The organism is Shewanella submarina (assembly GCF_042646185.1).
Classification (GTDB): domain Bacteria; phylum Pseudomonadota; class Gammaproteobacteria; order Enterobacterales; family Shewanellaceae; genus Shewanella; species Shewanella corallii.
Genome location: NZ_JBHRTD010000012.1, coordinates 163728 through 184815 on the forward strand (window position 1 = coordinate 163728; position 21088 = coordinate 184815).

The following is a 21088-nucleotide window of genomic DNA, read 5'->3' on the forward strand; positions in this document are numbered from 1 at the left end:
GGATATTATGGGGACTAAATTTGACGTTTCAAGGCCTTTCCAAGGGAAATATGACAAGCGAGTTCCGCACAATTGGTCTTATCGGAAAACCCCATCATAAGGGGACCAATTTAACTCTCAAACGCCTGCATCACTGGTTATCGATGCAGGGGTACGAAATTCTGGTGGAAGAGCGTGTCGCCTCGGAACTGGGAAACCATGTAAAAGCCGCGGATATGCTGGAGATTGGCCAGCATTGTGACCTGGCAGTTGTGGTCGGTGGTGACGGCAATATGTTAGGCGCAGCCAGAGTTCTGGCCCGCTTCGATGTCGGTGTTATTGGCGTAAACCGCGGAAACCTTGGTTTTTTAACCGACTTACCACCGGATGCGTTTGAAGAAAAACTGGCCGCTGTACTGGATGGTGAATACGAAACCGAGCACAGATTCCTGCTTGAGGCCGAGGTGCACAGACACGGCAAGCTTAAAGCCAGTAACACAGCAGTTAACGAGGCTGTTCTGCACCCGGGTAAAGTGGCCCACATGATTGAGTATGAGGTCTATATCAACGACCAGTTCATGTACAGTCAGCGCGCTGATGGCATGATAGTCGCGACTCCTACCGGCTCAACCGCTTATTCGTTATCTGCCGGCGGCGCGATTCTGACCCCCAAGCTGCAGGCGATGATTCTGGTCCCCATGTTCCCACACACCCTGTCCTGCAGGCCGATAGTGGTAGATGCCGACAGTGTCATTAAGCTGAAAGTCGCTCCCCACAATGGTGAGAATCTGGAAGTGAGCTGTGACGGTCACGTTACCCTGGCGGTTCTTCCCGGCGATGAAATCATCATTCACCGCAGTCCGGAAAGGCTGAGGCTAATTCATCCCAAGGGTTACAACTACTTTCATGTACTTCGTAACAAATTGGGCTGGGGCAGCAAGCTGTTCTGAATACTCCCCATCCAAGAATTTGAAGCGCTCCTTATGGGGCGTTTTTTGTTTTTACTCAGTCTGTTAGTCAAAAGACTTAGTTTAAGCATGTGTACTTTAGCCAGGCCTCAATGCTAAAGTGCCTCCTTGGCGTGACATTGAAGGTGCCATCCTATGGCCTCTTTTCAATGGCAGTACACCCAAGACACTACCCGGCAATCGCTGTGGGTTTGTCCGTGTCTGTAACTGCATTGTCAGAGGTTCCCATGAGCATTATCCAAATTCTTGCCAGCCTGTCTCCCGTTATCAGTGTAATGGTTTTTCTGGTGTTGTTACGAATGCCTGCGTCCAGAGCCATGCCCATCTCCATGGTAATAACAGGTCTTGCGGCCGCTTTCGTGTGGCAAATGGATACCCAAATTCTGGCCGCTTCTATTGTGGAAGGCCTGCTCTCTGCCCTCACCCCTCTGACTATTATTTTCGGCGCAGTGTTTCTACTTAATACTCTGAAATACTCTGGCGCTATGGATACCATACGCGCAGGTTTTACCAATATCAGCGCAGATGCACGGGTGCAGGTAATCATTATCTGCTGGTTGTTTGGTGCCTTTATTGAAGGGAGTGCAGGCTTTGGCACCCCTGCCGCCATTGGAGCCCCCTTGCTGGTGCTGCTTGGGATCCCGCCAGTCGCCGCAGCCGTGGTTGCGCTGATTGCCGATTCAGCTTCAGTTTCCTTCGGTGCTATTGGCCTGCCTGTCCTCTTTGGTATGGAGCAGGGGCTACTGCAAGGTGGTGAGAGCATGGCCACAGCACAGATTGCACACCATGGTGGAGACTTTGCCGACTACGCCCAATTTATTGCCATGCATATGATTACTATAGATCTGGTCACAGGCACACTGATACCTCTCGTTATCGTCAGCGTACTGACCGGATTTTTTGGCCGTAACCGCTCCTTTAAAGAAGGTCTGGCAATCTGGCCATTTGCCATCTTTGCCGGCTTTGCCTTCACAGTCCCGGCATGGTGTATCAACTACCTGGCGGGTCCCGAGTTCCCCTCTGTTATCGGTGCTCTTATCGGTATGGCTATTGTGATCCCGGTTGCCCGTAAAGGCTGGCTGCTGCCATCACCCCCCTGGTTCGACTTCGACAACAAAACATCTGATACCGATGATCAGGAAGGCTCCGTAAGCACCAGTAATCATGCTGCCCAGTTCAGTCAACTTACGGCCTGGACACCTTATCTGGTGATGGCCGCACTCCTGGTGCTATCCCGCACCTTACCGCCGTTAAAAGACTGGCTGACCAGCTTTAACCTCAACTGGACCGGGCTGTTGGGGACTGAACTTAAAGCAGGCTTTGCCACCCTGTATGCCCCGGGTGCCTTCTTTATACTGGTGTGCTTACTCAGTTTTGGCCTGTTTAAGATGAAAGGTTCAGCCATAAAGACCTCTGTGGCTACATCCCTTAAATCTATGGTGCCTACGCTAATCTCATTGGGCGCATCTGTGCCCATGGTAAAAATCTTCCTGAATTCAGGGGAGAACCACGCAGATCTGGTCTCCATGCCCGTCGCCCTTGCGGATATGCTGGCCTCCAGTATGGGCAACATCTGGGACTGGATCGCCCCTGTGGTGGGCATATTCGGCGCCTTCCTGTCAGGCTCCGCCACTTTCTCCAATATGATGTTCTCTGGTCTGCAATACAGTGTGGCCGACAATATCGGCGCTAATCCGGCATTGGTGTTGGCTCTTCAGGGAATTGGCGCCAATGCCGGCAATATGATGTGCGTGATGAACGTGGTTGCTGCAGCTACTGTAGTGGGCATGGCTGGTAAAGAAGCAGACATTATCCGCAAGACCATGCCGGTGGCGTTGGCCTATGCCATGCTGGCGGGCACCATTGCCTGGGTTTGGGGTGGGTTTTAACAAGTCATATATTGACTGTTATTGAGCAAACATCAGGCATCCCTTATCGACCTTTGATGTTTCTGCTGGAAGGGATTCACGCCTACCAGAGCAATAATGACAAATACAGCTTCTCATTTTTGAGAAAGTGAACATTTGGTTTTACTGAAATACCCCTATATCTGGCGTGGGGATGAGCCTATATTGGGGAGAGTTTGTCCGTATCGTGAGCTGGGTCACTGCTGGCTCACTGAACCGCGGTTCTTCCTACCGATAGAGAAAACCAGATGAAGATAGCACTTTTCATCCCTTGCCTGGTAAACCAGTTGATGCCGGATGTGGCTGTAGCCACCTTGGAGTTGCTGGAGAAGCTGGGGCATGAGGTCATTTTTCCCAAAGGCCAAACCTGCTGCGGCCAGCCAATGACCAACTCAGGTTGTTACAACGAAGCCAGAAATACCACAATGAAACTGCTGAATAGTTTCAAAGGGGTGGAATGTGACGCCATTGTCTGCCCAGCGGCCAGTTGCCTGGTGGCTGCCAAAGAGAACTTTCACGAGTTCGACAACAGTCCTGAAGCTCAAGCCGTGATTGCCAAGCTGTATGAGTTGACCGAATTCCTGCACGACGTTGCACCTATTCCCGCTTTTTCAAAAGCCTTTCCCCATCGCATCAGCCTGCAGATGAGCTGTCACGGCGTGCGTATGCTGGGGCTGGCCAGTGGCAGCGAATTTATGGGCAAGCCATTTAACAAGGTAGAAGCCATTCTGGAAAAAATCCCGGGTATCGAAATTCGTTATCCAGAGCGCAAAGATGAGTGCTGTGGCTTTGGTGGGACCTTCGCTATGGATGAAGGTGCTGTGTCTGCCAAAATGGGCAAAGACAAAGCCTGGTTTCACGCCAATACCGGTGCCGAATATGTAGTGGGGTATGACCCATCCTGCATGATGCATCTGGATGGCATGATCCGCCGTCAGCAATTGCCGGTGCAAACCCGCCATGTTGCTCAAATCATTAACGCCGCGCTGTAAGGAGGAAGCCTGATGTCACATTCCAGTTCCGCCACCCATGCCCAGCAGGCAGAAATCTTTTGCCGTGATGAATCCCGGGTCGATTGGCACTCCAAAGCCCTGTGGCTGATGCGCGAAAAGCGTGACCGTGCCGCTGGCAGTATTCCAGAGTGGGAGCAATTACGCCAGTTAGGCAGTGAAATCAAACTGCATACCCTCACCAATCTGGCAGATCTGCTGCAGCAGTTTGAAGCCAATTGTCAGGCCAATGGTATTCAGGTTCACTGGGCTCGCGATGGTAAAGAGCATAACCAGATAGTGCATGAGATCCTGGCCCGTCATCAGGTGAAAAAGCTGGTGAAGTCCAAATCCATGCTCACCGAAGAGTGCCACATGAATCCTTATCTCGAGGAGCGTGGTATTGAGGTGATTGATACCGATCTGGGTGAACGCATTATCCAGCTGGCCGGCCAGCCCCCTTCCCATATCGTGGTGCCCGCCATTCATATGAAGAAGGAAGAAGTGGGAGATCTCTTCCATGAAAAAATTGGAACCGAGGCTGGCGCATCCGATCCCACCTACCTGACCCGTGCCGCCCGTCAGCATCTGCGCGAACAGTTCCTCAGTGCCGATGCAGCGATGACAGGCGTAAACATGGCTGTTGCCGACAAGGGCGCAGTGGTGGTGTGTACCAACGAAGGTAACGCTGACATGGGAGTGAACCTGCCTGCGGTGCAACTGCACTCCATGGGGATCGATAAAATCGTGCCCAACCTGGACTCAGCCGCTGTGCTTTTGCGAATGCTGGCCCGCAATGCCACAGGTCAGCCGGTAACCACCTATTCCAGCATGTACCGCGGCCCCAAAGCCGGTGGCGAAATGCATGTGATCATTGTGGATAACGGTCGCACCGCCATGTTGCAGGATAAGATTCTGGCAGAGTCGCTCAAATGTATCCGTTGTGGTGGCTGTTTGAATACCTGTCCGGTATACCGCCGCAGCGGTGGTCACAGCTACAGCTACACCATTCCGGGTCCTATCGGTATTGCCGTCGGTGGCAGTAAAGATGACACCAACAGTATCCCCTGGGCTTGCACCCTGTGCGCCTCTTGCTCAGGTGTTTGCCCGACCAAGGTACCGCTGGACAAGATTATTCACCACCACAGACGCCTTAAAGCGGAAGCGGGTCAGTTGCCCTACGGCAAAGCCAACTATATGCCGTTGGTGGGCAAGTTGATGGGCAGTCAAACCGCCTTTAACTGCTCGATGAGCATGGCTCGTGGCGCGCTGAAAATCCTGCCAGGCAGCCTGTTGAAGCCCTTTGCCGGTGCATGGGGCAAATACCGTGAACTGCCGGTGGCACCCAAGTCCAGTTTTGAACACTGGTACAAAAACAACAGGAGCGAATAATGCCGGGAAGAAATGAAATTCTCAGCGCTCTGGCAAAGTCAGCGCTGGACAAACAACCTATGCCGGCGATTGATATCGCGCCCAATATGCAGGATCTGACCGGTCAGTTCGAAACCAATCTGGCCATGGTTGCCGGTACCCTGCACAGAAATGCCACTCTGGAACTGGTGCAGGAAAAGGTTAACAGCCTGGTTGCCGAAGGTTTGCAGGTATTGTCTCTGGTGGAGGGCGTGACCGGTAATCGTACCCTTCCTGCAACACCCCATGAGCTGAAAGATATCGACTATGCGGTAATTTCAGGCGAGCTGGCGGTGGCCGAAAATGGCGCCATTTGGGTAACAGAGCAACATCAGCACAGAGTCACGCCTTTTATCTGTGAAAACCTGCTGTTGGTAGTAGCTGAAGAGGATCTGGTTGCCAATATGCATCAGGCGGTAACTAAGTTGACACTGGAATCCGGCTCCTGCGGTGCCTTTATCGCTGGCCCATCCAAGACTGCCGATATCGAGCAGTCACTGGTTGTGGGTGCCCACGGTGCATGCAGCCTGGGAGTGTATCTGGTTTAGCCGGATTACAATGCCAGTTCTTTTGTACAAAAAAAGCCGCTTTTCTGCGGCTTTTACAGCTTACTTTGAGTTACTTAGCCTTATAATCAAACTGTACCGTTGTAGAAGCTTCAACGGGCTGACCATTTTCAAACTTAGGTGCATAACGCCACTCTTTAATGTTGGCTAACGCAATTTTCTCAAAACTATTTCCATTTTTTGAGTCAATGACTTTTGGATCTCTTACAAACCCCATTTTATCGACAGTAAAACTCATTTTTACCCACCCACTTTTACCTCTTCTCAAAGCGGCCACTGGATAGTCAGGGAGCTTTTGATAGATGGGTTCCTGCTGCTGTGAATCGCTCCAAGGCGTCATACTCCCAATTGCCAGACAGTGCTGGGTCGCAGCTTCAGGTTCACCCTTGTTTTCATAGATCTTGACCAGAAATGCATGCGCCACCAACTCGACATTACTGGTATGCTCAAGCTTCTGGAATTGTTCCACAACACTTACTAACAGGTTTTCTGCGGCACTATATTTACCATCGGACATATAATATTTTGCAACCTGAAATGCCGCTAAATTCCTCTCTATCGAATCGACCGGTGCATGCTCTTCATACAACTCATAAGCATTTAAAATATGTCGCCTGGACTCACTTCTGTACTTGGGAACGCTTTGCAACACCGTACCGGCCTCTGTGTAGACTTTCGCTCTGAAAAGAGGACCTTGCTTCTCTGACAATTCAACAGCCCTGTCGACTGCCGCCTTTTTCTTACGGTCATTGCGGTCGGGATATCTGTAACTGTTTGCGAGTTGCATTAAAGGGTCAATAAGCTCCAACGCCTCCTTACCATATTCAGCCTCATAGATCCCCAGAGCCAGCGCCCTCAACTCAGAAGGCTTGAGGAATTCTTCCCCCGAAGCGTTACGAATTGAAAAGTTTTCTCTCAATTCAATTGCCTTGGCATAATTCATCGCCAGATTGGCGCTGTTGATATGAGATTCGCCAAATTTGGCTTTTCCCAACTCAAAAGCGAGTTTTGCTTGCTTCAATTGCTCAGCGGCATCACTGTTTTCTACCGCTGATTGATAGGCAGCATAAGCATCGGAAAAAGAGGTTTCCGCCTGCACAGTGCAGGGCAAAGTGGCGATTGCCACCGCCAGAATAATGGGCTTCAAAGTCATTGTTTGTCCTTAAACAGTTTCCTTTTGAAACGGAATCATAACAACTCAAATGACTTTGTCTATCACCCATCCTTCTGGCTTATAGCTCACATATGCTGTCTATCAATACGTTTGATGGCGAACCACATCCAGATAAACAGAAGTGTCGAAGTAATTGACAATGATAGCCAAACTCCTGTGGTCCCGAACTGCCAGGACATAAGCCAGAGCAGAACCGCTATCAACAGCAGTTTTGCCGCCGTTAAAATAGAAGCTTCGCGGCTGCAGTTGATAGCCTGACAGAAACTGGCGCCCACCAGCAATAAACCTTCCATTGGCAATCCCCAGAAGTAGAAGTACATACCTTCTATCGCAACGGGAGCCAATTCCGGATTGTCTCCGGCAAACATATACACCAGCCAATCTGGTTTTGAATAGATAAACACCAGACCTATTACCGCGATAATAGCGGTAGAGATAAAGCCAATGCGGCGAGCCTGTTTCACCCTGTCATATCGTTTGGCACCGGCATTGAAACTCAAAATGGGCTGGGCACCAAAGGCGATGCCTTCGAAAATAAGATAAAACAAAGCCTCTGTGTAACTGACAATACCGTAAGCGGCAACATGAATTGGGCCTCCAACCCAAAGGAACGCCATATTGTGCAGAGTCAGCACAATCGACAGATAGAGATTCATCAAAAAACTGGGCAACCCAACTCTGGCAATATTGAAGCAGTTGTCCAGGGTTAGCTTCATCTGCTCCAGATCAATCCGCAGCCGGGTGCGGTCGGAGAAGAAGTGATACATGCAAAGACCGGCTGTGGCCGCCTGGGACATCATGGTGGCGACAGCTGCACCTGCCAATCCATAGGGCCAAACAACGATGAATAACCAGTCGAGAAAGATATTGAGTACGCCACCAAAAATCAGCACCCCGGTAACAAACTCCGGGCGGCCATCATTTCTGAGCAAAGTAGTGAAAGTTAACGAAAGAATGGGAAATACACCTAGGGCGAAATACCAAAACAGATAACTGTTGGCACTCTCCAGCACGGCTCCTTCTGCCCCAAGCGAGTTCAGGATATGTGGCGAAAGTGTCGTCCCCAGAAGGGCGAAAAGCACGCCTGATAGCAGTGCCAGCGTAAAAGCATTACCGACAAAACGCCTGGCTTTGTCTCTGTCCCCCTGCCCCAGATTAATGGAAACCAGTGCTGCTGCGCCCATACCAATGAGGGAACCGACGGCGTACAAAATCGCCCCAACAGGGTAAGCCAACATCATGCCAGCCAGTCCCTGCTCTCCCAGATAGTGCCCGACGAACATGCCATCAACGGTCACATAAATGCCGGTGACCAACATGGACAGCACTGTGGGCAAGGCATAACGCCAGAAGAGTTTCGGAACCGGATCTGAGAGCAAACGCTGCTCGGTTTCCGACACTGAGTGAGTTTGCTCTGTCATTGGATTTACAAAGGAGTGATAAAAATTGCGCGGATTCTACCTAAGTTCCGCGCAAAAATCATGACATCAGAAGATGTTAGCCAGCAAAGAGTGTAAACCGACTCACGTTCAGAAAAGCTCAACACTCCGAAGCACGACATTGCAGCAGTTGCTGTTGCCACAAACTTTGTTCAATGGGTTGGTCGCTGATGATTTCGATTCTGGAGTCCATGGCATCATCAAGCTCATTGATACTCAAGTCGCCTTCCACCAGATTAAATGCAGCGATACCGTCCAGAGTGATCATTACCGCCTTGAGCCGGGTCAAATTGGCGTCCCTGATCAGGTGAACCAGTTTGTCGAAATCAAAACAGTAATCCGGGGTAAACACCCAACCATGACTGACAAACCCATCCCCCTGATTGGACTTCTCACATATCCCCTGTTCGTTGAACTCCAAGGGCTCAGGCTCATCAGCAGCCTGAGTCTGTCCCCAGCCATTGTGCTGATTAGCGGGCGGAAACAGTAAAGAAGTAGAAGCTGACAGCATGCCAGTTTGAGCCTGTTTTGCCGCTTTTATGGACGCAGGTTTCTTTGCCGTAATATTCAGCGCCTCAGTAATCCGGTCGTCCAACTCATACTGATTATCCAAGGGCAGACACATTTGAGGATTCACCCCCTGTCCAGCCAGAAAGTCGGTTAACTGTGCCATTTGTTGTGGCGAAGACTCATAGGTATCCGCTTTGCTGGCCAGCACCACATCAGCGACACTCAGCTGCTGACGGAATATTTCATGCTCAGAATAGCGGCTGTCTGCCAGCTTGCGGGCATCCACCAGACAGAAAGTGGATTTAATAGACAAGGCATTGCTCAGGAAGTCGCTGCCCAGCATTTTGAGGATTTCGGCTGGATGTCCAAGCCCTGTAGGCTCAATCAGCAGCCGATCCGGATTTACCCGACTCAACAATTGGGTAACCGCAACTTGTGTTGGTACCCCGGCAGCACAGCACATACAGCCACCCGGCACCTCTTTAATGGTCACCTTCCCTGGGCTATCTTCATCAGAGAGAAGCGCGGCATCCAGTCCAATTTCACCAAATTCATTCACCAGCACGGCCCACTTCTCACCTTCAGGACGGCTGGCCAACAGGCGTTTGATAAAGCTGGTTTTTCCGCTGCCAAGAAAACCGGTAATTACATTCACCGGAACGGATTGAATCAACATGTCGTTTCCTTACTCTCGCCTCTGATGATATCTGTCTTCCCGCGAGCTATCGTTTCCAGCCGGATTGCTGTCCGGACTTGCGGTTTGAGCTGGATTTAGCCCCACTTTTCTGGCTGCCTCTTTGACTGGCTCCACGACCAGAGGCTCTGTGCTTGTCACCGTTATGGCGTTTTTTGTGACCACTGCCAGTGTGGGCGGAATGCTTGCTGTCCATCATCTCATAACGGGCTGGCAGAGGCGCCCCCGGCTCGTAGCCCTCAGCATGAGTAATATTCAGCTTCTCTCCCATATGAGACTCAATCGCTTTAAACGCCAGGCGCTCAGAGGGTGACAGCAAGGTTAGCGCCTCACCTGAGTGTCCTGCACGGCCGGTACGGCCAATCCGGTGCAAATAGTCTTCCGGGTTCATTGGCAAATCGAAGTTCACCACCAATGGCAGTGCAGCAATATCCAGTCCCCGGGCGGCGACATCTGTGGCCACCAATGCGCGAATTGCACCGGATTTAAAGTCTTCCAGCGCCTGAGAACGTCTGGCCTGAGTTCTGTCGCCATGGAGCACAGCACAAGCGATGCCATCCAGCTGCAGCTCACGCAACACCTGATCTGCCAGCTGTTTGCTGCCGGTAAATACCAGCACCTGTTTCAGGTTCTGCTTGCCTATCATCTCTGCCAGATATTCTGACTTACGGCGTGGATCCAACAACACACCACGCTGAGTAATTTGCTGGTTGGCTTTATTGGCTTCCAGGTTAACCTGGACAGGCTCAGCCAACATGGTTTTGGCCAATACGCCGATCTCAGGTGTGAGAGTTGCTGAGAACATGGCACTTTGATGCTCCAGCGGCAGATTACGCTTTACCCTTTGAATATCTTTGACAAAGCCCATATCCAGCATGCGGTCGGCTTCATCGATAACCAGATATTCAACCTGAGACAGAGACACATATTCCTGATACATCAAGTCAAACAGACGCCCCGGCGTGGCAATTAATATATCCACGCCCTGGGCCAATAACTTGCGTTGGGGGGAGATATTCACGCCGCCAAACACCATAGCCACATTCAAAGGCTTATCGCCGATAAATAGCTTAAAAGCCTCGCCAACCTGAATGGCCAACTCGCGGGTTGGGGTCAATACCAATACAGTGGGTGCATTGGCTTGCTTGCTGTCGCGCCCAGAGGGGTCAGACTGGAGCAACTTTTCCACCAGAGGCAATGCAAAGGCACCGGTTTTACCTGTACCAGTCTGAGCACAGGCCAGCAGATCCCGCCCCTTCAGCAACAGAGGAATGGCCTCCCGCTGCACAGGTGTTGGCTCACTGTAACCAGAGTGAGAAATGAGTTCAGGACTTAGCCCCAAAGTGGAAAAAGACATGGTGAATACCGCCGAAAAAAGAGGGACGAGAGTGTAGCAGAGAAGCGCGGACGAACCCAGTCAAACCCGCTGAGTTTACACACAGAGACAATGCAGCAATATGCGACTGGCTTGACTGGTATCATCTGGGTTTTCACAATGCCTTCTGCTGGCATATCAAGCTACGACAATCTGAGCAAATTAACAGTGCCAGCCAATCAAGAACACATACCTGAAGGCCATAGATTAAGGAAAACCATGACCAATAGCCTGCCGCTACTCTACAGCTTTCGTCGTTGCCCCTATGCCATGCGTGCCAGACTGGCCCTGCTGACCTGTGGTATTCAGGTAGAGCTAAGAGAGATACTGCTGAAAAACAAGCCTGAACACATGCTGGAGCTGTCTCCCAAAGGTACAGTACCCGTAATGCTGTTGGCTGATGGTAAAGTATTGGAAGAAAGTCAGGATATCCTTTTCTACGCCCTTAACCATATGGCGCTGGAACATCTGCCCGCCTCCGACGACAAACTTTGGCTGGAAAGTCATAGAAGCTCCACTCAAAGTTGGCTGTGCGCCTGTGATCAGGAGTTCAAACCCTGGCTGGATAAATACAAGTATGCAGACAGGTTTCCGGAGCAAGCTGAGACATGGTATCGGGAGCAAGCCTGCAGGTTTCTCACTAAACTGGAGAGCGGGTTGACCACACAAGCCTACCTTGATGGTGATAAACCCAGCCTGTCTGATTGGGGCGTAATGCCCTTTGTCCGCCAATTTGCCGGTGTTGATAAAAACTGGTGGCAAACACGCCCTCTGCCTCACCTGGCCGATTGGCTGCAACGACTCATTGATACCCATACATTCAGACAGTGCATGCAAAAATATCCGGAATATATAGAGACAGGCGAAACCTTTGAGTTTCCTCCCTGTACCAGCAAGTAAGACAGACCAAGGATATATAAGAAAACGGCGTGCCTGTTGCAGACACACCGTTTTGCGTTAAGCCAATTCAGTACAATGTCATTGGCCTGGTATCAAATATTACTCCAGCACCAACTGATACACCGAAGTGGTACCACTGACCTCATTGCTAATAATCAGCAAAGGTTTGCCATTCGGGCTGTCGACCGCGTCGACAAACTTCATTCCCTCCGGGCCAAGATCGCCAGCCAGTCCGGGCTGGCCGGTAATGGTGTCGCCATCAATCTCAAAATCCACACTGAAATCACGATTCACCACATAATCCACGTACCTGACAGCAAACGGGTTTGATATGTCGTAAATCATAAAACCTGAGGTACGCTCCAACCCGATAAAGGCGAAGGTTTTACCTCCGATGGTGCCGACGGCCAGCGCCTCAGGTTCAGGGCCTTTATCATCACTGCGACTGTCGCCCTTATTCTGCTCGTTGTGGTTATTGAAGTCACTGCCCAGCAAAGCTGCTGTAATCCGTTCAAAGTCGCTGCCGCTGTCATAGACAAGATTGCCGTTGGCATCACGAATAGAGAAAGACCGCCCACCATAAGAAACGATAGTGTCGTAATCTCCGTCACCATCCGTGTCGCCCATTGAGGTCGTCACCTTCAAACGGCCCAACTGGGTCTTATCCTGAGCAGCTGCAAGCTGGGGGTGGTTAGGGTCCAGAGTCAGATCATCGGCTCTCACCTCTTCCGAGAAGCCAGCATAGTCACGGGCATCTCCTTCATTGGCGGTAATGTAAAAATCAGCGCCTTTGTAGCTGAATGACACCAAAGTATCAGGTTGATACATACCGACCACCTGCTCCCAGCTTTGAAAGCTAATGGCGTCATCCTTATCACTGGCATCAAGGGCATTGTCCGGCAGGCTGAAATCCTTAAACCCCAATGGCTGGAGTGCGACCACTGAGCTATCGGTCAGATCCAGTTTGGCCACAGCGTTATTTTCCTGCAGGCTGACCCATGCGGTTTTACTGTCGCGGCTGACGGCGATGTACTCAGGCTCCAGATCCTGAGCCACGCTGCTGCCGGGACCATTAATCTTTATAAGCTCGGAGACTTCATCCGCGCGGCTGCCATCGAGATTAAAGTAGGTAAAACCAATATTTAATGCGGTATCTACAGGTATCCCATCGGTAATGGCAATCACAGACACACTGCCCTCGGGGTCAAGGGTATAGGCGTTATTGGGTTCACCTTCATTGGCCACCAGCAACTTACTGCCATCCGGCGTAAAAGCAAGATTGTCCGGCAAAGCGCCAACTTCAACCGCCTTTAAATACGTGGCCTCCCCTGCATCGCTCAGGGTGTAAAAGGCGGCATAGCCATTGGACTGCTTGCTGTTGGTGCCATCGCCGCGCTCAATCGCTGCCGCCAACAGATTGCCTGAAATAGCGACACTGTTAACCCCACCCAGATTCGGCAAATCAATGTCGGCAGCCACATCCAATGAATCGAGTTTATTGATGTTATCAAGGTCAATGCCGTTGTCGTCAGCGACTGCAGCATTGGCCAGCACCTCAGCATTCAGTATATCGAGCTGACCACTGGCAGCATTAACTACAAAAATACGTCTGGAAGCGGGGTGATAAGCGACAATCTCCGCAGCGCTGGTGCCATACTCACCGGACTGATAACGACCAATCAGCTGAGCATTCAGCTCAGGTGACGCGCCGTTACAGATGACCTGAGTCGCATCCGCATTCACTTCATCATCTTCAAGAGTATCGTTGCGGTTGGCATCCAGCCCGGTTTCGATTAACTGCCCGCCCAGAGCACACTGCTGATGCCCTGCAGGCAAAGCAGTTGTGCTAATAAGCGCATTCAAACCATCATTGCCACTCTGCCCATCGGTGCCATCACGACCGTCATCCCCATCACAGCCCATCAACAAGGCGGTCAGCACACCGATCACTATCACTTTATTGTTCATTGTTATCTCCCTGTATTCATTTAGCTCCAGCAAACTAAGGAATAGAGAAGACAAAAAGGTGACAGACAGATGACCAAACAGTGACAGCGTGACAACTTATGACGGCAAAGCTACCATAGCGCCACTCCCCTAACCTCCCAGGGATATAAATTGAACTCAAGCGCTGTTCCAGCTTCGCCCCACGCCAGTTTGAAAATTCTGCTGCCCATGCTGGCAGCCGTTATCGCCATTAGTCCTCTGGCAATTGATATGTACCTGCCCGCCATGTCCAACATCGCAGCGGCATTTCAGACTGAGCTGCCTTTAGTACAGCAGTCTATGAGTGTCTATCTGGCGGGTTATGCGGCGGGTATGCTGCTGTTTGGTCCATTAGCCGACAAGCTGGGCCGCAGAGTGATGATGCGCGTGGGACTGACAGGTTTTATGCTGGCCAGCGCAGCATTGGCTATGGCTCCGGATATCGGCAGCTTTTTGGTTGCCCGCGCTGTTCAGGCATTCTTTGGCTCGGCAGCCACTGTGGTGGTGCCAGGTTATGTGCGTCAGCTTTATGGGCAGGAGACCGCCAAAGGGATGTCCTACGTGTCCCTGATTATGATGCTCGCGCCGTTAATTGCGCCAACGTTGGGCAGCGGCATTATGCACCTGTGGCACTGGCAGGGTATTTTTGTACTGCTGACGGTTTATGCAGCCATTCTGATATCCATGAGCTGGCTGATACGTATGCCAGCGGAACCTCAGCGGGATCCCAACCAGGCACCGGTCAGCTTCTTTGGCCGCTATAAAAGAGTATTTGGCAGAGAGCATATTGGACCCAAAATCGGCGCAAGTATGCTGACATCCTTTGCGTTTTTCACTTATCTCACCGGCGCTCCCATGCTCTACATGGAAGTATTTGGGCTGAGTAGCAGCACCTTTGCAATTATTTTCGGCTGCAATGTTGGCGCACTTATGCTGGCAAACCTTATCAACACCCGATTGGTGTCACGGCTGGGTTCCAAATGCATTTTAAAACTCGCTTCAATGCTGGCCTGCAGCCTGGCGATATTACTGCTGCTCAGTGCCTGGCAATCCTGGCATATCTGGCTGCAGATGATACTGGTCGCCAGTCTGATTGGCGCAGGCGCTGTTGCCTCGGTCAATGCCGATGCCTTGATTCTGATGCAGTTCAGTGAAGAAACCGGTACAGCGACAGCGGTAATGAGCACCCTTAAGTTTGGCGGTGGTGCGCTGGCAGGCCCCATTCTGGCGGCGTTTCACAGTACCAATGCAATGCCATTCGCTGCAATGATGATGACAACCCAATTACTGGTACTAAGCTGCTACTTCCTCGGGTACAGCAAGCATAATCCTGCGAAATAAATAACCCCCTGCAATACAAAAAAGCCTGACCAGGTCAGGCTTTGTTCTGTTACCCAAAGAGCTTGAGCTTTAAAGCATCAGGCTTCAAATTCCAGTTCAATATCAGTGCACTTCTTCGGGCAGTATATGCCGTACTTCTGCTCTCCTGATTTGTTCTCTTCAGCAGCCTGCTGCTTACCGGGCACTCTCAATTGCAGTGACTGACCACATTCAGGGCAGCTCACCCTTTGCCCCTTACCCATACGTTTAATCAGATTCTTCTGCTCATTAAACGACCTGGCACTGTCTTTATTGATTTGAGTGAAGTCCATCATAGGCTCTTTATACCAGTCATATTCTCATACAGTTCGCTGGCAGCAGCTTCAAGTCAAACAGCTCGCGCTCCTGCCCCCAAGATAGAAAACCTATTTCGGGAATCAATTTATTCTGCTTCGTCACAGACGTTAAGGCTGGCTATTCTAGGTCATCAATAACGCTCAAGCCAGTAAAACAAGCCTTTGCCCGACAGGGTACTCAGCGGTTTTATCTGATCAGCTTGATGAGAGATTTGTCATTAGCGACCTCGAAACCAAGGAGCACAATATGCCAGTACAACAAGCACAGTCGAAGTGGGAAGGCACTCTTAAACAAGGTAAAGGTGTGATGCAATATGGTGACGTCACAGGCCCCTTTACGTTCGCCTCACGTTTTGAACATGGCCCGGGTACCAACCCTGAACAGCTTTTAGGCGCTGCCCACTCAGGTTGTTTTTCTATGTTTCTGTCAGCATTGCTGTCTGAACAAGGGTTTGTCCCCTCGATAACCACCACGGCAAAAGTTCACCTTGGTGAAGATGATGGTCCCAAAATCACCAAAATTGAACTCCTTTCCTCAGTGTCTGCCGATGGTCTGACAGATGATGTTCTGCAAGTTCATGGTGCGACAGCCAAACAAAGGTGTCCTGTTTCCAGGCTATTTGCCGGTACAGAGATCACCCTGTCACTGACCCTGGCGTGAATATGATCAGCATGGAATAACCCGGACACAGCAATATTAAGTGAGGATGCAAATGGAAACGGATATAAGGGGCCTGGCCCTTACAGGCCTGGATGTTGATGGCGTGTCAAAATATGACGCTATGATTCAGGCGCTTTTCGACTACAGGCCAAACATAGCCTCTTATCTGCAACCCATTATCGATAGCTATCCTGAATGCGTTATGCCCGGCGTGATTCTGGGCTACAGCATGGCTTCTGAAGGCAGATTTTCCACTCTGCCCAGGGTCGCCATCATCGCCGCGGATCTCTGTGAACGTTATGGCACAGTCACCAGGCGGGAGCAGATGCACATAGATGCGGTTTCATCTCTGGCAAAAGGTAATCTCAAGCAGGCGATTGAAATCTGGGACAGTCTGCTGGCGCTGTGGCCTCTTGATCTGGTGGCGTTCAGGCAGATGAGCCTGAATCTGTTCTGGTTAGGGCAAAGGCGCAGGCTCGCAGATCTCTGCGCCAGATTAATGCCGGCCTGGGGCAAAGACACGCCACAGTATGGTTTTTTTATCGGACCATTGGGTTTTGCCCTGGAGGAAATCGGGCAGTACGCCAGAGCCGAAGAGTATGCCCGTGAAGCCGTTGAATTGAATCCGTCAGATATGTGGGCAGTGCATGCCGTTGCCCATGTGCTGGAAATGCAGGGGCGCAACCGGGAAGGAATTACATGGCTCCAGCCCAAAAGTAAGCAGTTTCATCAGCACAACGCTTTTGTGGGGCACCTATGGTGGCACCTTGCACTGTTTCACCTGGAGTCTGGCGATATTGATCAGGTACAGTCCCTGTTCGATGATCAAATCTACCCACAACATTCAGACTTCTATCTGGATATCCAGAACGCCGCATCACTGCTGACTCGCCTCGATTTCCTCGGCGTCAATACAGAAACCCGATGGGCCCAAATGGCTGATGCCGTGATTAAGGCCCATGGCGACTATCTCTATGGGTTTACCGAGCTTCACTCCGCTATCGTCCTCGCCCGCAATGGTGAGTTTGGCCGACTTGGGCAGCTTAACGATGACCTGGAACAGCGACTCAGCCCATCAGCCAGCGAACCCTGGCTCACAGCTCAATTGACCAGAGCGATTACTGAATTCCACTCGGGGCAATCATCCAATGCGGCAAAGCGGATGGCACCGCTACGATATGATCAATTGGCACTGGGGGGCAGCCATGCCCAGCAGGATCTGTTACTGCAATACCGGATAATGGCGTACCGGCAAGCATCGGATTTAGCAGGCATGAAATCCGCATTAAAAGAGCGGCTGTCCAAACGTATGCCGCTGGATGATATGACTGAGTTCAGGAGCAGATTGAGCGAGATAGATAAGCTCACACTGAACAGTGATATCAGGCAGTATCTGCAAAAAGTATCAGCATAAAAGCGCTTATTACAGGATCACAGTTCTGTTGCCATAAACAAATACCCTATCTTCCAATACCAGATTAAGGGCTTTGGAGAGCACGGTTTTCTCAACATCCCGCCCGGCCCGGGCCATATCTGCAGCACTGAAGTTATGGTCCACCGGGATCACTTGCTGATGGATAATCGGACCTTCATCCAAATCATCTGTCACAAAATGGGCGGTGGCACCGATAATCTTCACACCACGCTCAAACGCCTGCCGGTAAGGGTTAGCACCTATAAACGCCGGTAAAAAGCTATGGTGAATATTGATGATGCGGCTGGCATAGCGGCTCACAAATGTCGGCGTTAAAATCCGCATAAACTTGGCCAGCACCAGATAATCAGGTTCGAAACCGTCCACCACCTCGGCGATCGCCAGTTCGTGTTCATCACGACTCATATTTTCGTGGGATACCGTCACATAGGGAATACCAAACTTTTCGGTCAGCTCGCCGAGATCCGGATAGTTACCCACCACAGCGGCAATCTCCACGTTCAGGCTGCCATCAAAGGTTTTAATCAGCAGATCGCCCAAACAGTGGGCCTCTTTCGTCACCAGCACCACAATGCGCTTACGCTCTGCCCCAACCAATTGTCTGTGGCTCCCGTTGGGCAGAACCCGGTCAAGATCCAGCATCAGGGTATGGTCGTTAAAAATACCTTCCAGTTCAGTCCGCATATAAAACTGACCACTGGCATGGTCCACATACTCGCGGTTGTTGATGATATTCAACTGATGCTTGTAACAGATATTGGTGATCTGAGCGATCAGGCCGGTGGAGTCCGGGCAATCGGTCAGCAGAATTTTGCGCTCCATGGGTCATCCTTAAGATTTTATTTGCTTCTTTGTATCTCAGAAGGTCATCTGTGGTCAAAAATCCTGCGGGCAGAAAATCGACGCAATTTACTGAAACTGTGGCTTTCTGAATATTTTTCATACTCAGGTATTTCCTGCCAATTGCGGCTTGTAAATTAATCCCCCCAAAGGTACGGTTAATTTTCGCCCACAACGCGCAAAACGTAAGCACTCGGTGCGGCGAATAGAGCCTGGACGCAAAATACCTTTTGCCAACAGGTTCACACGGATAACGGGAGTTTGTTTACCGACAGGTTCCTTTGGCTATGGCGACTACCGTCGTTGTAACACATTGCTGGTTTACCAACACGGTGATGACAAGGAGATACAGATGGAGATGCTTTCCGGCGCCAGTATGATTGTGCGCTCTCTTATCGATGAAGGTGTAAAACACATCTTCGGCTACCCGGGCGGGTCGGTTCTCGACATATATGATGCCCTGCATGAAACTTCTGGTGTTGAACATATTCTTGTACGCCATGAGCAGGCCGCAGTGCATATGGCTGATGGCTATGCACGCGCAACCGGCGAGGTTGGCGTGGTGCTGGTTACCTCAGGCCCAGGCGCAACCAATGCCATAACCGGTATCGCCACTGCTTATATGGACTCGATTCCTCTGGTGGTGCTGTCTGGCCAGGTGCCCTCCAACCTGATTGGCAACGACGCCTTTCAGGAATGCGACATGATAGGTATCTCCCGTCCAGTGGTGAAACACAGCTTTCTGGTGACAGATCCAAAAGATATTCCCGAGATTATCAAAAAGGCATTTTATATCGCCGCCTCCGGTCGTCCCGGCCCGGTAGTCGTGGATCTGCCCAAGGACTGTCTCAGTCCTCAGCAGAAGTATGAGTATCAATACCCTGAGTCCATCAGCATGCGCTCCTACAACCCGACGGTTAACGGCCATAAAGGCCAGATCCGCCGCGGCCTTAAAGCCCTGGTCAACGCCAAGCAGCCTGTGCTCTACATAGGTGGCGGTGCCATTATGGCCAACTGTGGCGAACAAATTAAACAGTTGTCGGAAAAACTTAATATCCCGGTTGTGTCCACCCTGATGGGGCTTGGAGCTTTCCCCGGCACCCACAAAAACGCCGTCGGCATGCTGGGTATGCATGGCAGTTATGAAGCCAATATGACCATGCACAACAGCGACCTTATTTTTGGTATTGGCGTGCGCTTTGACGACAGAACCACCAACAATCTGGAAAAGTACTGTCCCAATGCCACAGTGCTTCACATTGATATTGACCCTTCATCCATTTCCAAAACCGTGGCGGTGGATATTCCCATCGTAGGCAGCGCTGACAATGTGCTGGATGAGATGCTGGCTCTGCTCAATGATCAGGGATTAGGCGACAGAAGCCCCAATGCGCTGGAAGAGTGGTGGCAAGACATTGACAGCTGGCGTGAACGCAAGAGCCTGGCCTATGACACCAGCGGCGAACGCATTAAGCCACAGCAGGTGATTGAGACGCTGTACAAGCTGACCCATGGTGATGCTTACGTCACCTCGGATGTTGGCCAGCACCAGATGTTTGCTGCCCTTTACTACCCCTTTGACAAGCCCCGCCGCTGGATTAACTCTGGTGGTCTGGGCACCATGGGCTTCGGTCTGCCTGCCGCCATGGGCGTGAAGATGGCCCTGCCCGATGAAACCGTGGTGTGCGTGACAGGTGATGGGTCTATTCAGATGAATATTCAGGAGTTGTCCACGGCCCTGCAATACGACACGCCGGTTAAAATTATCAACCTCAACAACCGTTTCCTGGGGATGGTAAAACAGTGGCAGGACATTATCTATGCCGGTCGTCACTCCCATTCCTACATGGACTCAGTACCCAACTTTGCCAAGATCGCTGAAGCCTATGGCCATGTTGGTATCACCATCAGTTCACCGGATGAGCTGGAACCACAGCTGAAAAAGGCACTGGAGATGAAAGACAAACTGGTGTTTGTCGATATCAGTGTCGATGAGACAGAGCACGTTTACCCCATGCAGATCCGCGGTGGTGGTATGAACGAAATGTGGTTGAGCAAAACGGAGAAAAGCTGATGCGTCGGATTATTAGTTTATTGTTGGAAAACCAGCCAGGCGCACTTTCCCGGGTTGTGGGCCTGTTTTCCCAGCGGGGATATAACATTGAAAGCCTGTGTGTGGCTCCCACTGATGATGCCACCCTGTCACGGCTGAATATTACTGTAGAAGCGGACAACTCAGTGCTTGAGCAAATAGAGAAGCAGCTGCACAAGTTGATTGATGTGCTCAAGGTATCGAACATTACCGATGGCGAACATATCGAGCGGGAGTTGGCACTGGTCAAGGTCAAAGCCCGTGGTGAAATGAGGGAAGAGATCAAGCGGATGTCTGATATCTTCCGCGGCCAGATAGTGGATGTCACTGCAAACCTTTACACCATTCAGATAGCTGGCACCACAGAAAAGCTGGATGCCTTTGTCCGTAATCTGGGTGAAAGTACCAAGGTGGTGGAAGTGTCCCGCTCCGGAGTGGTGGGTCTGTCCCGTGGTGAGAAAGCCATGAAGGCAAGCTGAGACCTGAG

At 51.0% G+C, this 21088-nt stretch carries 18 protein-coding genes; 11 read left to right on the forward strand and 7 right to left on the reverse strand.

Going from position 1 to position 21088, the window contains the following annotated elements:
• The first annotated feature begins 50 nt into the window (after positions 1 to 50).
• From nadK to ACFOE0_RS09745, 5 genes are all read left to right on the forward strand, one after another.
• Entirely contained in the window at positions 51 to 929 is an 879-nt protein-coding gene (nadK, locus tag ACFOE0_RS09725) for an NAD(+) kinase (RefSeq protein ID WP_248935690.1), read from the forward strand.
• A 245-nt stretch (positions 930 to 1174) separates the two neighbouring features.
• Complete coding sequence (locus ACFOE0_RS09730) at positions 1175 to 2836, forward strand: L-lactate permease (protein ID WP_248935691.1); 1662 nt, start codon at positions 1175 to 1177, stop codon at positions 2834 to 2836.
• 266 nt (positions 2837 to 3102) lie between these two features.
• Complete coding sequence (locus ACFOE0_RS09735) at positions 3103 to 3846, forward strand: (Fe-S)-binding protein (RefSeq protein ID WP_248935692.1); 744 nt, start codon at positions 3103 to 3105, stop codon at positions 3844 to 3846.
• 12 nt (positions 3847 to 3858) lie between these two features.
• Positions 3859 to 5235, forward strand: coding sequence for a lactate utilization protein B (locus ACFOE0_RS09740; RefSeq protein ID WP_248935693.1), 1377 nt, complete (start codon positions 3859 to 3861; stop codon positions 5233 to 5235).
• A complete protein-coding gene (locus ACFOE0_RS09745) occupies positions 5235 to 5801 on the forward strand; it encodes a LutC/YkgG family protein (RefSeq protein WP_248935694.1) in 567 nt (188 codons plus the stop codon). The genes ACFOE0_RS09740 and ACFOE0_RS09745 overlap by 1 nt, the downstream gene beginning before the upstream one ends.
• Before the next feature lie 70 nt (positions 5802 to 5871).
• On the opposite strand, the gene ACFOE0_RS09750 is transcribed toward ACFOE0_RS09745, so the two are convergent.
• From ACFOE0_RS09750 to ACFOE0_RS09765, 4 genes are all read right to left on the reverse strand, one after another.
• A complete protein-coding gene (locus tag ACFOE0_RS09750; protein WP_248935695.1) occupies positions 5872 to 6972 on the reverse strand; it encodes an energy transducer TonB in 1101 nt (366 codons plus the stop codon).
• 86 nt (positions 6973 to 7058) lie between these two features.
• Entirely contained in the window at positions 7059 to 8414 is a 1356-nt protein-coding gene (locus tag ACFOE0_RS09755; RefSeq protein WP_248935696.1) for an MATE family efflux transporter, read from the reverse strand.
• A gap of 118 nt (positions 8415 to 8532) precedes the next feature.
• Positions 8533 to 9618 carry a CobW family GTP-binding protein gene (locus tag ACFOE0_RS09760; protein ID WP_248935697.1) on the reverse strand — a complete coding sequence of 362 codons (1086 nt, stop codon included), beginning with the start codon at positions 9616 to 9618 and terminating at the stop codon, positions 8533 to 8535.
• 46 nt (positions 9619 to 9664) lie between these two features.
• The gene (locus ACFOE0_RS09765; RefSeq protein WP_248935698.1) at positions 9665 to 10993 is read right to left on the reverse strand and encodes a DEAD/DEAH box helicase; all 1329 of its coding nucleotides are present in this window, start codon (positions 10991 to 10993) and stop codon (positions 9665 to 9667) included.
• 237 nt (positions 10994 to 11230) lie between these two features.
• Between ACFOE0_RS09765 and ACFOE0_RS09770 the strand changes: the two genes are divergently transcribed.
• Positions 11231 to 11911 carry a glutathione S-transferase gene (locus tag ACFOE0_RS09770; protein ID WP_248935699.1) on the forward strand — a complete coding sequence of 227 codons (681 nt, stop codon included), beginning with the start codon at positions 11231 to 11233 and terminating at the stop codon, positions 11909 to 11911.
• 99 nt (positions 11912 to 12010) lie between these two features.
• Here ACFOE0_RS09770 and ACFOE0_RS09775 read toward each other — a convergent pair whose 3' ends face one another.
• Positions 12011 to 13879, reverse strand: coding sequence for a choice-of-anchor I family protein (locus tag ACFOE0_RS09775; protein ID WP_248935700.1), 1869 nt, complete (start codon positions 13877 to 13879; stop codon positions 12011 to 12013).
• 150 nt (positions 13880 to 14029) lie between these two features.
• Here ACFOE0_RS09775 and ACFOE0_RS09780 point away from each other — a divergent pair, with 150 nt between their 5' ends.
• On the forward strand, positions 14030 to 15238 hold the full coding sequence (locus ACFOE0_RS09780) for a multidrug effflux MFS transporter (protein ID WP_283106425.1): 1209 nt from the start codon (positions 14030 to 14032) through the stop codon (positions 15236 to 15238).
• 77 nt (positions 15239 to 15315) lie between these two features.
• On the opposite strand, the gene ACFOE0_RS09785 is transcribed toward ACFOE0_RS09780, so the two are convergent.
• Complete coding sequence (locus ACFOE0_RS09785; RefSeq protein ID WP_248935701.1) at positions 15316 to 15549, reverse strand: hypothetical protein; 234 nt, start codon at positions 15547 to 15549, stop codon at positions 15316 to 15318.
• A 271-nt stretch (positions 15550 to 15820) separates the two neighbouring features.
• Here ACFOE0_RS09785 and ACFOE0_RS09790 point away from each other — a divergent pair, with 271 nt between their 5' ends.
• Positions 15821 to 16234 carry an OsmC family peroxiredoxin gene (locus ACFOE0_RS09790; protein WP_248935702.1) on the forward strand — a complete coding sequence of 138 codons (414 nt, stop codon included), beginning with the start codon at positions 15821 to 15823 and terminating at the stop codon, positions 16232 to 16234.
• A 52-nt stretch (positions 16235 to 16286) separates the two neighbouring features.
• Positions 16287 to 17648 (forward strand): tetratricopeptide repeat protein, encoded by a 1362-nt coding sequence (locus tag ACFOE0_RS09795; RefSeq protein ID WP_248935703.1) that lies wholly within the window; start codon positions 16287 to 16289, stop codon positions 17646 to 17648.
• A gap of 9 nt (positions 17649 to 17657) precedes the next feature.
• Here ACFOE0_RS09795 and purU read toward each other — a convergent pair whose 3' ends face one another.
• Positions 17658 to 18491, reverse strand: a complete 834-nt coding sequence (gene purU / locus ACFOE0_RS09800; RefSeq protein ID WP_248935704.1) for a formyltetrahydrofolate deformylase — start codon at positions 18489 to 18491, stop codon at positions 17658 to 17660.
• Between the two features lie 370 nt (positions 18492 to 18861).
• Between purU and ACFOE0_RS09805 the strand changes: the two genes are divergently transcribed.
• Both ACFOE0_RS09805 and ilvN read left to right on the forward strand, forming a co-directional pair.
• Positions 18862 to 20583, forward strand: a complete 1722-nt coding sequence (locus ACFOE0_RS09805) for an acetolactate synthase 3 large subunit (protein ID WP_248935705.1) — start codon at positions 18862 to 18864, stop codon at positions 20581 to 20583.
• Entirely contained in the window at positions 20583 to 21080 is a 498-nt protein-coding gene (gene ilvN, locus ACFOE0_RS09810) for an acetolactate synthase small subunit (RefSeq protein WP_115139012.1), read from the forward strand. Before ACFOE0_RS09805 ends, ilvN begins: the two co-directional genes overlap by 1 nt.
• Positions 21081 to 21088 lie beyond the last annotated feature (8 nt).

Bases quoted from the DNA above. Each gene is read 5' to 3' on its own strand.
- ACFOE0_RS09735 (WP_248935692.1), top strand. From the start codon at position 3,103: ATGAAGATAGCACTTTTCATCCCTTGCCTGGTAAACCAGTTGATGCCG.
- ACFOE0_RS09790 (WP_248935702.1), top strand. From the start codon at position 15,821: ATGCCAGTACAACAAGCACAGTCGAAGTGGGAAGGCACTCTTAAACAA.
- ACFOE0_RS09805 (WP_248935705.1), top strand. From the start codon at position 18,862: ATGGAGATGCTTTCCGGCGCCAGTATGATTGTGCGCTCTCTTATCGAT.
- ACFOE0_RS09775 (WP_248935700.1), bottom strand. From the start codon at position 13,879: ATGAACAATAAAGTGATAGTGATCGGTGTGCTGACCGCCTTGTTGATG.
- ACFOE0_RS09785 (WP_248935701.1), bottom strand. From the start codon at position 15,549: ATGGACTTCACTCAAATCAATAAAGACAGTGCCAGGTCGTTTAATGAG.
- ilvN (WP_115139012.1), top strand. From the start codon at position 20,583: ATGCGTCGGATTATTAGTTTATTGTTGGAAAACCAGCCAGGCGCACTT.
- ACFOE0_RS09745 (WP_248935694.1), top strand. From the start codon at position 5,235: ATGCCGGGAAGAAATGAAATTCTCAGCGCTCTGGCAAAGTCAGCGCTG.
- ACFOE0_RS09795 (WP_248935703.1), top strand. From the start codon at position 16,287: ATGGAAACGGATATAAGGGGCCTGGCCCTTACAGGCCTGGATGTTGAT.
- ACFOE0_RS09770 (WP_248935699.1), top strand. From the start codon at position 11,231: ATGACCAATAGCCTGCCGCTACTCTACAGCTTTCGTCGTTGCCCCTAT.
- nadK (WP_248935690.1), top strand. From the start codon at position 51: ATGACAAGCGAGTTCCGCACAATTGGTCTTATCGGAAAACCCCATCAT.
- ACFOE0_RS09755 (WP_248935696.1), bottom strand. From the start codon at position 8,414: ATGACAGAGCAAACTCACTCAGTGTCGGAAACCGAGCAGCGTTTGCTC.
- ACFOE0_RS09765 (WP_248935698.1), bottom strand. From the start codon at position 10,993: ATGTCTTTTTCCACTTTGGGGCTAAGTCCTGAACTCATTTCTCACTCT.
- purU (WP_248935704.1), bottom strand. From the start codon at position 18,491: ATGGAGCGCAAAATTCTGCTGACCGATTGCCCGGACTCCACCGGCCTG.
- ACFOE0_RS09750 (WP_248935695.1), bottom strand. From the start codon at position 6,972: ATGACTTTGAAGCCCATTATTCTGGCGGTGGCAATCGCCACTTTGCCC.
- ACFOE0_RS09730 (WP_248935691.1), top strand. From the start codon at position 1,175: ATGAGCATTATCCAAATTCTTGCCAGCCTGTCTCCCGTTATCAGTGTA.
- ACFOE0_RS09740 (WP_248935693.1), top strand. From the start codon at position 3,859: ATGTCACATTCCAGTTCCGCCACCCATGCCCAGCAGGCAGAAATCTTT.
- ACFOE0_RS09760 (WP_248935697.1), bottom strand. From the start codon at position 9,618: ATGTTGATTCAATCCGTTCCGGTGAATGTAATTACCGGTTTTCTTGGC.